This is a genomic window from Paenibacillus sp. J31R98 (assembly GCF_056269245.1).
Genome location: NZ_JBWDNO010000003.1, coordinates 508,973 through 523,661 on the forward strand (window position 1 = coordinate 508,973; position 14,689 = coordinate 523,661).

The window sequence follows — 14,689 nt, forward strand, 5'->3', positions numbered from 1 at the left end:
ATTGAACAAAGTGAACAAAATATCTTTAATGCAGCGAAGGATTCTTCTGCTGCTCCACATTCTCTTTGCCGCTATCATGCTTGGCGTGCAGGTTGTTTTCATCATCCTCGCCCTGACAGCTTCCGTTACGGACAACGAATCCGTGCTGCAATCCTGCTACTACATCATGCACTTGCTGGCGACTTCAAGCGTGCGGGCATCTACGATCGGCACGACCGTAACCGGCATTATGCTATCGGTATGGACCTCTTGGGGACTGTTCCGCTACTACTGGATTATTGCCAAAGAAGTGCTGACACTGCTCGCAATCGGCATTGGTCTGTATGGGCTGTACGAATGGACGCTGCATGGGTTGAACTGCATCGACGCCGAGGGACTTGGCGCTTGGAACGTCGCGGGTTTCACCGTCAATCATGTATCGCTGTGGATCGGAGTTGTCATACAAACCGCGTCTCTCATTGCCATGTTCGTTCTTTCCATATGGAAACCAGGCGGCAAACGCAAGAGTCGAAACTAACTATAAGGAGAGTTGAAGCAGCTATGAACCGTAATTTCAAAATCATCTATTATGTGCTGGCCTGGTTATTCGCCGCATCCCTGTTCGTTCAGGTCTTCCTAGCCGGTCTTGCCGTATTCGATAACGGCGACTGGTCGATGCACAAGTCCTTCATTCATTATTTTGAATTCACGCCTGTAATCATGATTATCTTCGCAGCCCTCGGACGCATGGGCTGGCGGACGATTACGCTGTCAGCGGTCCTGTACTTATTTATTATTTTTCAATACATTTCGGTCAATCTGGATGCGCGGGCGCTTGCTGCGATCCATCCGGTAACCGCGCTCCTGCTGCTGTGGACCATTCTGTATCTGATCCGCCGCTCGAACCCGTGGAAGCCGCGTGCCTAGTTGGTAAGGATGCAAAAGAGCCACAACCGTTTAGGGTTGCGGCTTTTTTCGTTAGTGTTTAGCGAGCTGACACTCTATCCAAACGCAGCCTAGCTGAGAGATTAACCCAACTAACCTTTCACCGAGCCGGCCGTCAGCCCGCGAATGAAGCTTTTCGAGCCGAAAATAAACAAAATGAGCACCGGAATCGTCCCGAGCGTAAGCCCAAGAATTTGCGCGGCCAGGTCGGTCCGGTACGCATTGCCGAGCGAGGTGATCGCGAGCGGAATCGTGAACAGCTCCGGCTTGTTAATAATAATTAACGGCAGCAAGTAGTTGTTCCACGACCAGAGGAACACCAGCAGCGACAGCGTTGCAATCGCTGGATAGATGAAGGCTACTACAATCCGGAAGAACACGCCGATGTCCGAGCATCCGTCAATCCGCGCACTCTCGAGCACCTCGGTCGGAATTGCTCCCTTCATAAACTGCGTCATCCAGAAGATGCCGAAGGCATTTGCAACCCATGGCAGAATGAGCGGCAGCAGCGTGCTGGAGACATGAATGTAGCGCATCTCGATAACGAAAGCGACGAGGCCAAGCTGGCCAGGTATCATCATCGTAAGCAGCACGCCCGAGAAGATTTGCTTCTTGTACTTGAACTCATGCTTCGCGAACGCGAACCCTGCAAAGCAGCTCACGAACACCGACACCAACGTACTTGCCGCGGAGACGATGAAGCTGTTCAAATACGCGAGGTCGAACCGACTCTCTGCCACCGTTTTGATATTCTCCATTAAATAATTGCCCGGCACCAGCACGATCTTCTGAAACAGCTCCTCATTCTGATACGTGCCCATCACGATCATAATGTAGAACGGCAACAGGGCAAACAAAGAGAACAGCGCAATCGTCGAGGTCGTAAGCGTCGTACGCAACGATCTATTCATTCCTGTTCCCCCTTCTGGAATTTCACGCCGATGAACGAGAACACCGCGATAATGACGCACAGTCCATACGCGATCGCCGCGCCAAGCCCGTATCTCGTCGTGCTTCCGTAAGCTGTATCATACATATTCCATACCGTCGTCAGGCAGCAGCGATCCGGACCGCCGATGACCGCACTGCTGGAGCCCATACCTGCGCCGCCAAGCAGAAGCATCGGTTCCTCGAGCAACTGGAAGCCGCCGATAATGCCCGTAATAACAATGAACGTAATGACAGGCCGCAGCAGCGGCAGCGTAATTGACCAGAAGTTGCGGAAGCCGGATGCACCGTCGACCTGCGCCGCTTCGTTCAAGTCTTTTGGAATGTTTGCGAGTCCCGCAAGGAAGAAGATCATCGTATAGCCGAAGCCTTTCCAGAACATCATCAGCACGATAATGAGGCGCGCGTACACAGGGTCGCCAAGCCAATAGATACCTTCATCTATAATCCCAAAATGAATGAGTACCTTGTTCACGAAACCCGCCTGCCAGTCGAACAGCAGATTGAACATCAGACCGACCGCTACCGGCGTCACGATATAAGGCAGAAAGTTTATGAGCTGAAAGAACGCCCGCCACTTCACATACTGGCTGTAAAGCAGCGTTGCGATTAGAAGCCCGAATAGGAGCTGCAAAGGAAGCGTCATGACGATGAACAGCAGCGTATTGCCGACGGATTTGAAGAAATACGAATCCCCGTTGAAGAGAAACTTGTAGTTGGCGAAGCCGACGAATTTCTTGCCGCTAATGCCGTCCCAGTCCGTTAAGCTGACGTAGAAGGAGAAAATAATCGGAATGAGCCCGAATGCCATATAGAACAGCAGATAGGGGGAGAGGAAGAAATAGGGAACCCATTTGCGTTTTGCAGTGTCCATTATTCACGCTCCTGATAAAGAAGCCAAAGAACAGCCCGGGAGATACGCAGCCGTTCTTTGGTCTTCTATTGGTTGGCCCGTGCAGTGCAAACAGGCCCTATTCGAATGTAATGCCCGGCGCTTTCGCCGTAAGCTCCGACTTGATCTTGTCGAATGCCTGATCGACGCCGAATGAATTGTCTTTGGACAGTGTCTGCAGCACAATGTTCATGACATCGTTCAGCAGAAGGTCATTAACGTTCTCCGGAACCGCCTTCGTCGTCGCGGAGATATCTTTGAAGTACTTCTCGCCGATATCTTGATCGCCGAAGCTCGGCCAAGTCCACCTCGTGAACGCCGGATCGTCATAGGCCGGCTTGAAGTGCGTGAATACGCCGTCTTGCTTCTGCGCAGTCGCGCCTTCCTGCGTCATGGATGTGAACTGAATCCATTTCCATGCAAGTGCCGCATTCTTCGCGCCCTTCGGAATACCGTGCGAGGAGCCGCCCGTAATGTAGCCTCCTGCCGGAGGCACCATCAGACCCCAGCGGCCTTCCGCCTTGTCGTTGGCGCCGATTACATATTGCGGCATCCAGACCGGAGACATCGCGAACATATATTTCGACTGCGCGAACGTCGCGTTCCACGCCGGCGTCCATTGGTCCAGCTTATCGACGATGCCGGAGTCACGGAAGCTGACGAGATCGGTTAGCAGCTGCTTGACTACAGGCGTATTCATCTTATCGCCGTCGAAGAACGGACCGGAGCGCTGTCCTTTCAGCACCGTATAGACATCGCCAAGTCCAGGGAACATTCTTACCTTGCCACCGCTGTTTGCGACGACTTCCTTGCCCTTCTCGATAACCGCATTCCAATCCGGGAACATCGCTTCGAGCTGCTTCGGATCATCGGTACCGAGGTACTCCTTCGCCAGCGGTTTCAAGTAGGCGATGCCGGCAATGCTCATGTCGTCCGGAATAGCGACGAGATGGCCGTCTACCGAGAAGGCGTTAATGTCATAGTCGAACAACAGCCCTTTATCCGTGTTGTACGGCGCATCTTCGAGGTTCTCCAGGACGTTCATATCGAAAATCTTCGCTTTCTGCCCCGCCTCAATCCGAATGACGTCCGGCAGCTCGCCGCCCGATGCGATCGTCGTCTGCAGTTTCTTCGTCACATCGCCCGCCGAAACGTTAACGCGCTTAACTTTAATGTTCGGATATAGTTTGTGAAAAGCATCCAGCGCCGTCTTGTGATCAGGCTCCCACGTCCACAATACGAACTCGCCTTCCGTCTTATCTGCGCTGCTACCGGTGTTAGTCGCAGCTGCATTGTTGTCAGAAGCCGTATTGTTCGCCGTGTCTCCGCTGTTTGTCGAGTCATTCGCTGCTGCATTCCCGTTCGCGCTGTTGCTATTGCCGCTGCCTCCGCCGCAGCCTGCAAGCACGCCGAGCAGCATAGCTGCGGACAGCCCCGCGCCAACTCGCTTCATCCATTTCGGTTCCAACATTGATGAGCCTCCCCTAGCAATCATTATTGTATCCGCTTTCAATATAATTCGAAGACCCACATCGCCGAAATATAAGAAACCTACACTTTTGGTTGCATTTCTACACTACTCTTCTACCGCCCCTGCTCGCTCAGGTATAATAGAGCCATCATCTTCCTGCATATGGAGGTTAAGCTATGAAGATCATTCTGGTTGACGATGAACGGATCGCTACCGAGCATATTAAGAGCCTCCTAGACTGGGAGGCACACGGCTTCCTCATTGCAGCGACAGCGACGAACGGCCGCAGCGCCTTGAAATTATGCGAGGATATTCGCCCGCAAATTATGATTGTTGATATCCGGATGCCCGTCATGGACGGCCTCGAGCTAATCCATGCCGCAACCGAGCGGAGGCTCGGCGTCAAGTTTATTGTAATGAGCGCCTATGAGGATTTCGAGTACGCACGCAAGGCGATCTCGCTCGGCAGCGTGTCCAGCTATCTCATCAAGCATGAAGTGAACAGCGAGAAGCTGCTGCTTGAAGTGAATAAAGCAAAAGAAGCGTGGGAAGCCGAAGAAGTGCAACGTGCCATTCAGCGCAGCGAACAGCTGAAAGCGCTCGTGACGGGAACGGCGGGAGCGGCGCTGTCCACAGCCAGCAGCACTCTACCGAATGGCGGTCCCCTGCTGCTCAAGCCTCCCTATGCGATGGCCCTGTTCCAAAGCGACACCTCATTCTCAGCTGTTCCGGCCGCAGCCACAGTTGCTGCTGCGCCATTGCCCCGACTCGCCTGGGAGCAGAAGCTGACCGGCTCTGCCGAGAACAGCGGCTGGCAGCTCGCCGGCGCTTTCCCGCTGAACGCGGATCAGTCGCTTGCGCTGTTCACGCTGAAGAGCGTCATCGCCGCGCCGATGCGCGAGTCGTTCCATGCGCTGCTGCAAGCGATCCGCACACAGCTCAGCCAGACTTGTCCAGCAAGCTTCTCGATCTGCTATACGTGCGAAGCGGACGAACGGGCAGGCGTATCGCTCCCTGCTTCCTATCACAAAATATCCGCCGCGCTGCATCATGCGATCTTCATCGGTCCGCAAGCAACCGTCTGCGCGGATGAGCTTCCGCTTCCGCAGCTGCTGCCTTCGGCTCAACAAGACATGATGTTCAACAGCTTCGCGCATGGCTCCTCATCAGCGCGGCTGCAGGAAGCCTCCGAGCTGCTGCTCTCCAAAGCCGATGGCTCACTGCAAATTGAAAGCGTTGTCACAAAGCTGTTTACGCCGCTTTCCCTGCCGGTCTGGAACCTGCGCGGCCTCTATCATACCGTACGCGGGCTGACTGCTCTTATCAATGAGCACCGCGTGAAGCGCGGTCTGCTCGAGATCGATCCTTTTGACACAGAGACCTACAATGCCGCCTACAGCATCGGGGACATTCAAGAGCGGTTCGTCTGCTTGCTTCGGGAGCTGTGCGCCGCACCCGGTGAAACGCGAAGCCTCTCGCTTAAACTGCAGAAAGCCATTCAATTTATTCACTCACATTACCGCGATGATATCAGCATCGACGCGGTCGCCGATGCCGTAGAGATTAGCGCCTCTTACTTATACCAGCTGTTCAAGCGCGAGCTCGGACGCACCTTTCTTGATTATTTAACCGAGCATCGCATCCACCATGCGAAGCGTATTCTGCGTCATGGAGATACGAAGATGACCGAAGTGGCAACGCTTGTCGGTTATCGTTCTCCGCAGCATTTTAGCCAAGTGTTCAAGAAATTGACGGGTACGCTGCCCCATCAATACCGAAGCGGAGATTACAACCGATGAGAAGCCTGCGCTCGATTATTTTTCAACGGATCGTGATCGTTGCCGTCGTCAGCTTCCTGCTCTCGGGCGGGTTCACCTACTACTATTACCAGAGCATTCTCGTCAAACAAATGATTCACGACGATCAGTCGAAGCTCGCCCAGACCGCAAGGCAGCTGCAATATATGTCCGATGATATTACACAATTCGCGTCATCTCTTATCATATCGAATCAGCTGCAAACGTTCTATAAAACTTACAATTCAGTCGATACGTTCGACCAATTCATGCTGCTGCAGAACACATTTAACTTCCTTAACGATTACAAAGGGCTGCGGAAAGAAGTGACCAGCTTCGCGCTCGTCATGCCTAGCGGCGAGACGTTCTGGAGCGAATCGAAGTACGATAATTATTTCTCCCAGCGGATGGAGGAGCCGTGGTATCAGAATTTTGCCAGCGCCAGCAATCAGACGAGCGGTTTCACCGAGCCGCATCAGATCTTCTTCGGACCCGCCACCGACAGCAAAACGATCAGCTACATCGTCAAGGTGCGCAATATCGAGAAAATAAGCGGCAGCGTCATCGGGGAGCTTATTGTGAATCTCGATTACAGCGATTTCGATTCGCTGCTTGGCTTCGGCAGCGCAGACCTGGACGGGCTCGTCTGGATGAACAATGCAGGCCATGTGCTATTCCAGAAGAAGCCGGCGAAGGAGCTGAAAGTCCATTTTGCACAGCTGCTTCAGGATGCAGCCAAGCTTGGAGCGAATAAGACGCAGCATAAGACGCAGGGCGGTTATATGCTCGTGGATCGGATGGCAAGTAACGGGTGGAAGCTTGTCTCGTTCACATCGCGTCACTCGATGATCGAGCGGGCGAGCATTATCATCTACTTGCTCGGCATCTTTACGCTCACGAACACCGCGCTTATTCTGCTGCTCATGATGCCGGCGATTTTCCGAATCACGCGGCCGATCATGCAGCTGTATCATGCGATGAACGCTGCCTCAAGCGGCAACTTGCAGACGTCGGTGGCGATTCATACCGGCGATGAGATCGAGAAGCTTGGCGTCGGCTTTAACCGGATGATCGATCAGCTTCGCGTTCATCTGGAGGAATCCATTCGCTACGAGCAGGAGAAGAAGGAGATGGAGCTCGAACTGCTTCTCACCCAGCTGAACCCACACTTCGTCTACAACACGCTCAATGCGGTCATCTACATGGCACAAAAGCAAGGCAACGACGATATCGTACGGATGGTGGGCTCGTTCATTCGGATTTTGCAAGATGCGGTTAAGATGGGAGGCGCACAGTCCTTTATTCCGCTTCGCGAGGATATTGCGCTGCTGCGGGACTACTTGGCAATTCAGTCATACCGGTACGCGGACATGTTCGAGGTGAAGTGGGCGATTGACGATGCGGCGCTGGATTGCAGCATTCCGCGTAACCTGATTCAGCCGTTCGTCGAGAATGCGATCTTCCACGGCATCTGCCCGAAGGATGATAACGGCATTATTCGTTTAAGCGCAACCGCACGCAATGGCAGGCTCATCATTACGATCGCCGATGATGGCATCGGCATTGAGGATGGACAGCTCGCCTCCATATGGGAGGAAGGCGAGAGCCGCCGCAGTCCGGGGCTTCGGCATATCGGGCTGCCGAATTCGAAGCAGCGGATTGAGCATCTGTTTGGCGGGCAAGCGGAGCTTCGCATTGACAGCACCGCCGGTCTTGGCACGACCGTTACGATTGATTTGCCCATTCAGCTGCAGGATTATGCGGCTCGGCGGATTAGCTGATCCGGCCGGCCCTAGCTGGCTAACGAACTCCAGAAGCGTTATCGAAGCAAAATAAGTCGTTTAGTAAACGTAACGAATCCAATAAGCGCTATTAGCCATATTCCAGTAATTCCGTAGGCAAAATAGGCAGAATAACGCTTCTGTAGCTCGTTACACGAGCAAACGGACTGCAAATGAGCGAATAAGCGTCGTACGGTTCCTTAGCGTTAGCGCACCAAAAAAAGAAGGGCTGCAGCATTTCGCTGCAGCCCTTCTTCTCTATTTCGAACAAATTACCATTCCCAAGGCATTTTCGCCGGTACGCCGATTCTTTCGCAGCGGAATAGGCTTTTCACTTCTTTGGAAGCTTCGTTGTACGCTTCTTGCGGAACGTGGATGGAGCCGCCAGCGCCGTACCAGTCGTTGTTGTAGATCAGCGCAATGTTCGTGCGGTTCTCGTTCGTTACGTTCGGCGTGCCACGGTGCCACATGCGGATGTCGCGGATAACGATCGAGCCAGCCGGCATATGGATTTTCTCCGAGTGCATCGTTTGCGCAGCGCGCAGCATTGGGCCGTCGATCGACGTATGCTTCGTGCTCTCTGGATCGAGGTGCGTACCGCCAGGCCATACTTCAAGCGGACCGTTCTCTGCATTAACATCCACGAGCGGAATGTTCAATACAAGGCTGTAAGCGGGAAGCGCTACGCCAAGCTCAGGGAACAGCGGCGGCATATCCGAGTGCACGTTCTGATAGTCAGAGCCTGGGCAAGCTGTATCCGACGCAAGGTACGTAACGCGAACGCCTTCGCCAAGAACGGCTTTGATTACCGGCAACGCGAATGAATTAGCAATCATGTAATCGTTAATAAATGGTTGTAAAAAAGGTAGATGCATCTGTGCACGGTTCGTACCTGTATTGTAGCCGAAACGTTCAATGTATTCGTTGAACATCGGAAGGAATGCACCTTTAAGCTCAGCAATTTGCTCCGGGGAGAGTACGCTTTCAAAACCGATATATCCGTTTTTCTTAATTTGCTCAATCGCAATATCAATTGTTTCCTGTTCTGGGACACCTGTCAGTCTTTCTTGTTCTGTCAATTTGAGTAGCATATTTGTTCACTCCTTAATGTGGTTGACTTATGACTTGATTATACGTTGCATGCACGAGGCTGTATTGTATAATGGAAGTACGATTGTAAAAAAGTAAGATAAAGTGGTGGATAAATTTTGACAACGAGCGAAACGATGCTGATTGGGCTTGAACAATTCATTGCGATGATCGATCTCGAATGGCCGCGAATGAACCTGCATTCCGGCGGCATATGGCGGAATACAGGCTGGGACGGCGTTGGCTACGACTTCGAGCTGAGCTACTACATTCAAGGGACGAACACGATCCGCCAGGACGGAACCATTGTACATGTCGCGCAGGATGACCTGCTCTTCTTGCCCGATACGATCCGCAATAGCAGCTGCGAAGAAGGCAGCTTCAAGGTCATTTTCCTTGCCTTTCAGTTCAAGGATGAAGCGCTTAAAGCCCAGCTGCGTCAGATCTATAAGACGATTAATCTTCAATCCAAGCCGCTGACACTCCCGGGACTGGAGGAAGACTTCTTAGCGCTGATCACGGAGATGCGTTCAGGCAAGCCGTCGCCACACCTAACAAAACACCTGTTCATTCATATATTGGTGAAAATCTACCGAGCGGTGCATCTGTTCCACGGACCGTCGAAGTCGAAGACGCTCAAGCACGAGCCGATGATTCAGGAGATTATTAAGGACCTAAATGAAAATTACGGCGATCCAATCTCGCTAGCCGAAGTGGCTGAGCGTTACGAGTTGAACGAGCGGTATCTCAACCAAATCTTCAAGAGCATCACGGGCATTCCGCTCGGCCGCTACTTGATGAAGATCCGCATCGAACAAGCGAAGCGTCTGCTGCGCACGACCCATCTGCAAGTGACCGACATCGCGCTCGATACGGGATTCTTCGACGCTGCCCACTTCTGCAAGTCGTTCAAGAAGTACACGGACTACACCCCAGCGGAATATAAGGCGCTGATGGAGCCCGAACTGCACGAACGGCATGAGTAGACGCCATGCAAGCATAGAAAAAGGCAATGACCCAAGGATACTCAGGCTGTCGAGAAAGCCTCGACCATGCTGCCGATATTGGCTGCTTCCCAGTCTGAGTGCCTCTCCGAAACCCCTAAGAGTGAAAATATACAAAAAAAAGAGAAACCCACCGTTTTGAAGGTGGGTTTCTCTTTGAACGTGGGGTTCTCTACACTTTCTACACTCTGAATGACCGCAGGGTCACTGCCTTCTTACTTAATCCATTTAGATCAAGCTGGACTTCTCCAGCAGCCGCTCAATAATAACGGCTACCTCAGCCCGTGTAATGTTGGCTTTCGGCGCTAGCGCAGCTGCGCCCTGACCGGATACGATTCCGGATTGCAAGCATGCTGCAATGCCGTTAATCGCCCATCCGCCAGCGCTCGCCTTATCCGCGAAGCGACTTAACAACGCGTCCGCATCGCTAGCTTGAAGATTCACATTGATGCCTGTGATCTTCATCGCCTTCGCGATCATCGTCATCGCCTGCTCGCGGGTAATGCTTGCATTCGGACGGAAGCTGCCGTCCTCGAAGCCGTTAATGAGCTGGTGCGCATAAGCGGTCTGAACCGCATCCGCGTACCATGCCGATGACTGAACATCAGCGAAACCGCCTGTTCCATCCACCAGCTTAAGACCAAGTGCACGAACCATTATCGCCGCGAATTCGGCGCGGGTAATAGCCTTATTCGGTTCGAATAATCCGTTCCCCGTTCCGCCAACGATTGTGCGTGATCCCATATTAACAATGGCATCCTTCGCCCAGTGACTCGCTATATCCTTGAATTGAACCTGCTTATTCACCACGGCGTACAAGCTGTTCGTCATGCTGTTCACTACGGCATACCACTTGCCATCCGCCTGTACCAGCTTCGTTGGCACATGGCGTAGCGTGCCGTCCGGCTCCACAATAACAGCCGTAGTCGCTTCTTGATTCGCATTCTCTCCTGGAATCGCAAGCATACGCTCTACGTATGAAGGGAACGAAGACAGCTCAATCGATTGTCCGTTGTAGGTGAAATGAACCGAGAAGCTGACCGGCGGGGCAATGATCGTTACATCGCCGTTGTCCGCCGCTTGCTGAGCTGCAGCGGCAGCAGCCGCTGTCGGCTTGCCGATTTCAATACTGACCGTCAGGTCGCTCGCCTTCACATCCGTACCGAATTGCTTCGCCATCGCTTCCAGATCAATCAGCTGAGTAGGCAGCGAATATACAGCGCCTTCCGTTTCTACTCGCAGAGTCGCTTCCTTCGCAATTAGCTCCTGAATCATGCCGCCTGAGAGCTGACCAATCGCAATGTCGGCATCCGAATAAATCGGAATGACAACTGTTGCGGCTTGACCTACGCTTGCCAGCAGCTCTTTCAGCTTAGTTTCATCCACCGTTACCGTAGCGACCGATTGCCCGCCACGTTCAGAAGTGTGCAATTCACCGACTGTGTACGGTTTGCCGCCAATAATGACTTCCGCACCTTCCCCTTGTGTTGTCCCTTGACTGCCACCCGTGCCGCTAGCCGTGATCCGCTTGAACGTAGCGGTTACTATAACATCGCCACTAACGTTCAAGTCTGTTCGCGCAACACTACGTACACCGTCGCTCCAGCTGACGAACTTATAGCCTACAGCCGGAACAGCTGTCACAGCCGTGCCGTTCGAGCCATGCGTTACCGTTTGATTCGTATCGCCCGTCAATGTTCCATTGGAGCCAGCCGTGTAGGTCAGCGTGTATTTGTTAATCGCAAAATTCGCCGTTACACTGAAGTCTGCTGTCACGTCGGTTTCGGTCCGAGACGCCGTTGTCTTGCTGTCGCTCCAGTCAACGAAGTGATAACCTGCGTTCGGAACAGCTGTCACTTCAGTGCCATCTGCGCCGCGATCAACCTCCTGCGTTGCTTCCCCGCCAATAGTGCCGCCTGTACCTGCCGCGTAACTCACGGTAAAGGTATCAATCGCAAACTGTGCCGTTACTGCGATATTACCGGTCACATCTTCATCCGTACGCGTTGCCGCAGTGACGTTGTCGCTCCATGTTACAAAATGATACCCGGCATCCGGGACCGCAGTTACTGCCGTTCCATCCAAGCCATGCTGAACGGATTGGGACGCGTTGCCCGTAACCGTTCCATTCGCGCCCGCCGTGTACGCCAGCGAGTACGTATTAATCTCGAACAACGCCGTCACACTCTTGTTGGCTTTCACTTTCAAGTCCTTACGAGCTGCCGTCGTAATGCCGTCGCTCCACGAGACAAAGTGGTAGCCCGTCTCCGCAACCGCTGTTACTTCCGTTCCGTCCGTATTGTAATTCACGTTCTGATGTGCGCTGCCTGTCAAGCTGCCGCCTGCACCAGCCACGTACTCCAGCGTGAACTGATCAATTGCGAAGATCGCGCTCACCGTAATATCCCGGTCGACATCCTCATCCGTCCGGTTTGCCGCCGTCTTGTCGTCAGACCATCGAACAAAGTGGTAACCTGTCTCAGCCGTAGCCGTCACTTCAGTGCCATCCGCGCCAAAGTTCACGGTTTGCTGCAACGTTCCGGTAACCGTTCCATGATCTCCTGCCGAGTAAGTAAGATGATACGTATTGATTGCAAAATTCGCCGTCACCGTCTTGCTAGCGATTACGCTCATATCCTGGCGCGTCGCTTCCGTCTTGCCGTCGCTCCAATCTACGAAGTGGTAACCCCTGTCCGCAACGGCCGTTACCGCTGTACCATTAGAACCGTGATCAATAGTTTGAAGAGCAGTGCCCGTGATGCTTCCACCAGTAGTTGCTGAATACGAAAGCGTATACTGGTTAATGGTAAAGAGTGCCTGCACATCAATGGCATGCGTCACATTGAGGTCTGTGCGCGTTAGATCCGCAACGAGATCACTCCAGCCAATGAAGCTGTAGCCATTAGTCGGCACAGCCGTTATAGGCGTAGCATCCTGTCCGTAATCTACCGTCTGATCTGTGACACCGGTCAAGCTTCCTCCGGCACCCGCACGATATTTCAGCGTAAATGTGTCGATTGCGAAGCTAGCCGAGAAAGTTAGGTTCGATCGAACATTGCTCTCAAAGCGCGCCGAATCCGTCTTGTCGTCATTCCATTTTACAAAATGATAACCCGTATTCGGGGTCGCCGTGACTGTAGATCCATCCGATCCTACATTCACCGTCTGCGAAGCAGTGCCACTAATCGTGCCGCCTGCGCCCGCTGTATACGTAACATTGTAGGTATCAATCGCGAACTGAGCCGTAATCGTCTTGCCCGCCATCACATTCAAATCTGTGCGGGTCGGATTCGTGTCCCCGTCGCTCCACTGTACAAAATGATTATCTATTTCCGGTACAGCTGTAACCGCAGTCCCATTGCTCTCATACGGCACCAATTGGTTGCGCTCTCCATCAATATGACCATTGCCAGATATATCGTAGGTCAACGCGTACTTAATCCGTTTAAAAGAAGCTGTCACATCGAGATCGCCTGCAATACCGCTATCCGTACGCACGCCATCCGCTGTCCCGAAGAGACCATCGCTCCAGCTATCGAACTCGTAGCCTGTGTTCCCCTTCGGAGTAACAGTCGTACCGCTTCCGCCCGAACGTACGCCTTGCACCGCATTGCCGTCAATCGAACCGTTCGCATCAGCCGAATAGCTCAGCTTGTGCTGGGCCATCAGAATCGTGCCGTTCGCGCCGAGCGCCATGAACTCGCCATTCACGTAAGCCGCGCCGTACAGCACCGCAGTCGTGCCTGATGTCTGCTGCGTCCAACTGGTTCCATTCTGCGAGCTGAGGATTACTCCGCCATTGCCCACAAGGACGAACGTGCCACCGCCAAAAGCAATGCTGTTGAAGGTCCCGCTCACCGGCGGCGTCGCCGCAGACCAAGACGATCCATCGGACGATGTAAGGATTTTGCCGCCGCTGCCGACGGCTACGAATTTGCCGTTCCCGTAAGCAACTCCGCGAAGCGTCGATGTAACGCCTGACGATTGCTGCGTCCAGTTCTCACCATCGCCCGATGTTTGAATTGCGCCGCCGCTGCCAACCGCAACGTACTTGTTACTGCCATATGTAACGGCGTTCATTGCCCCGGTGCCGACCGCAGACGCTTGCGACGACCAGTCCGTTCCGTCTTCTGAAGTTAAGATAACAGGCGTCTGGTTGAAATTAATATCGCTCAGCGCGCCTACCGCTACATACTTGTCAGTCCCGTTCGTAGTTACGCCAAAGAGTTGCGTGCCTGGCTCGATCTCGATCGGCACTGTTTCTGAATCCCAATTCACGCCATCGGCGGAGGTCAGAATCTTGCCATGGTAGCTTTGCTGTCCGTAATAGAGCTGTTGCCCGTATCCTACTCCTATGAACAGATCATCCGGTCCATAGAGTAGACTTCTCAGTTCGAGATTGGCTTGTGTGCTTCCGGGTGTCCAAGCCGCCCCTGCGTCCGACGTTCTGATCAGATCCTTTTTGTGCATATCACCGTTTTCCCCTGTGAAATACATCGTCGGCGTACCCGCCGCCACAATTGTTCCGTCCCCATAGGCTGCCGTACGGAACATCTCCGTCGGATCGCTCGTCTCTGACGGCTTCGCGAACCAACTTAAGCCTGCCAGCGCATCACCCGCGCTTGCCTTTGCTTTCCCCAAGCCTAGACCAGCGGTCTGCATGAGCCCCGCAACAATCGTAACAACAAGCAATGCAGCTACTCGCTTCATCAGTGCTTGCTTTCTCATCATAAACCTCCCCTATTATTCGACTCTCGTACCATTGTCATGAAGAATCAGTTAAT

11 protein-coding genes are annotated in these 14,689 nt (G+C 53.1%); 6 read left to right on the forward strand and 5 right to left on the reverse strand.

The window, feature by feature from the left end; translation table 11 throughout:
* The first annotated feature begins 10 nt into the window (after window positions 1-10).
* Window positions 11-517, forward strand: a complete 507-nt coding sequence (locus AC0YNX_RS15890; protein WP_475816648.1) for a hypothetical protein — start codon at window positions 11-13, stop codon at window positions 515-517.
* Window positions 518-540: 23 nt separating this feature from the next.
* Window positions 541-906, forward strand: a complete 366-nt coding sequence (locus AC0YNX_RS15895; RefSeq protein ID WP_475816649.1) for a DUF6220 domain-containing protein — start codon at window positions 541-543, stop codon at window positions 904-906.
* A 110-nt stretch (window positions 907-1,016) separates the two neighbouring features.
* Here AC0YNX_RS15895 and AC0YNX_RS15900 read toward each other — a convergent pair whose 3' ends face one another.
* A complete protein-coding gene (locus tag AC0YNX_RS15900) occupies window positions 1,017-1,781 on the reverse strand; it encodes a carbohydrate ABC transporter permease (RefSeq protein WP_475816780.1) in 765 nt (254 codons plus the stop codon).
* Between AC0YNX_RS15900 and AC0YNX_RS15905 the strand changes: the two genes are divergently transcribed.
* Window positions 1,689-1,946, forward strand: a complete 258-nt coding sequence (locus AC0YNX_RS15905; RefSeq protein ID WP_475816781.1) for a hypothetical protein — start codon at window positions 1,689-1,691, stop codon at window positions 1,944-1,946. The two genes, AC0YNX_RS15900 and AC0YNX_RS15905, sit on opposite strands and share 93 nt — an antisense overlap.
* Here AC0YNX_RS15905 and AC0YNX_RS15910 read toward each other — a convergent pair.
* Complete coding sequence (locus AC0YNX_RS15910) at window positions 1,832-2,746, reverse strand: carbohydrate ABC transporter permease (protein WP_475816650.1); 915 nt, start codon at window positions 2,744-2,746, stop codon at window positions 1,832-1,834. The two genes, AC0YNX_RS15905 and AC0YNX_RS15910, sit on opposite strands and share 115 nt — an antisense overlap.
* A gap of 97 nt (window positions 2,747-2,843) precedes the next feature.
* Window positions 2,844-4,235 carry an ABC transporter substrate-binding protein gene (locus AC0YNX_RS15915; RefSeq protein WP_475816651.1) on the reverse strand — a complete coding sequence of 464 codons (1,392 nt, stop codon included), beginning with the start codon at window positions 4,233-4,235 and terminating at the stop codon, window positions 2,844-2,846.
* Window positions 4,236-4,411: 176 nt separating this feature from the next.
* Here AC0YNX_RS15915 and AC0YNX_RS15920 point away from each other — a divergent pair, with 176 nt between their 5' ends.
* The gene (locus AC0YNX_RS15920) at window positions 4,412-6,034 is read left to right on the forward strand and encodes a helix-turn-helix domain-containing protein (protein WP_475816652.1); all 1,623 of its coding nucleotides are present in this window, start codon (window positions 4,412-4,414) and stop codon (window positions 6,032-6,034) included.
* Window positions 6,031-7,812, forward strand: a complete 1,782-nt coding sequence (locus tag AC0YNX_RS15925) for a sensor histidine kinase (protein ID WP_475816653.1) — start codon at window positions 6,031-6,033, stop codon at window positions 7,810-7,812. The genes AC0YNX_RS15920 and AC0YNX_RS15925 overlap by 4 nt, the downstream gene beginning before the upstream one ends.
* 272 nt (window positions 7,813-8,084) lie before the next feature.
* Here the strand turns inward: AC0YNX_RS15925 and AC0YNX_RS15930 are convergent, their stop codons facing one another.
* On the reverse strand, window positions 8,085-8,903 hold the full coding sequence (locus tag AC0YNX_RS15930) for a phytanoyl-CoA dioxygenase family protein (protein WP_475816654.1): 819 nt from the start codon (window positions 8,901-8,903) through the stop codon (window positions 8,085-8,087).
* 117 nt (window positions 8,904-9,020) lie between these two features.
* On the opposite strand from AC0YNX_RS15930, the gene AC0YNX_RS15935 reads away from it, so the two are divergent.
* The gene (locus tag AC0YNX_RS15935; RefSeq protein WP_475816655.1) at window positions 9,021-9,887 is read left to right on the forward strand and encodes a helix-turn-helix domain-containing protein; all 867 of its coding nucleotides are present in this window, start codon (window positions 9,021-9,023) and stop codon (window positions 9,885-9,887) included.
* Between the two features lie 246 nt (window positions 9,888-10,133).
* Here AC0YNX_RS15935 and AC0YNX_RS15940 read toward each other — a convergent pair whose 3' ends face one another.
* Complete coding sequence (locus AC0YNX_RS15940) at window positions 10,134-14,636, reverse strand: InlB B-repeat-containing protein (RefSeq protein WP_475816656.1); 4,503 nt, start codon at window positions 14,634-14,636, stop codon at window positions 10,134-10,136.
* Between the last annotated feature and the right edge of the window lie 53 nt (window positions 14,637-14,689).

Excerpts from the sequence above, each read along its gene's own strand:
- AC0YNX_RS15895 (WP_475816649.1), top strand. The coding sequence starts at position 541 with ATGAACCGTAATTTCAAAATCATCTATTATGTGCTGGCCTGGTTATTC.
- AC0YNX_RS15910 (WP_475816650.1), bottom strand. The coding sequence starts at position 2,746 with ATGGACACTGCAAAACGCAAATGGGTTCCCTATTTCTTCCTCTCCCCC.
- AC0YNX_RS15915 (WP_475816651.1), bottom strand. The coding sequence starts at position 4,235 with ATGTTGGAACCGAAATGGATGAAGCGAGTTGGCGCGGGGCTGTCCGCA.
- AC0YNX_RS15920 (WP_475816652.1), top strand. The coding sequence starts at position 4,412 with ATGAAGATCATTCTGGTTGACGATGAACGGATCGCTACCGAGCATATT.
- AC0YNX_RS15925 (WP_475816653.1), top strand. The coding sequence starts at position 6,031 with ATGAGAAGCCTGCGCTCGATTATTTTTCAACGGATCGTGATCGTTGCC.
- AC0YNX_RS15930 (WP_475816654.1), bottom strand. The coding sequence starts at position 8,903 with ATGCTACTCAAATTGACAGAACAAGAAAGACTGACAGGTGTCCCAGAA.
- AC0YNX_RS15940 (WP_475816656.1), bottom strand. The coding sequence starts at position 14,636 with ATGATGAGAAAGCAAGCACTGATGAAGCGAGTAGCTGCATTGCTTGTT.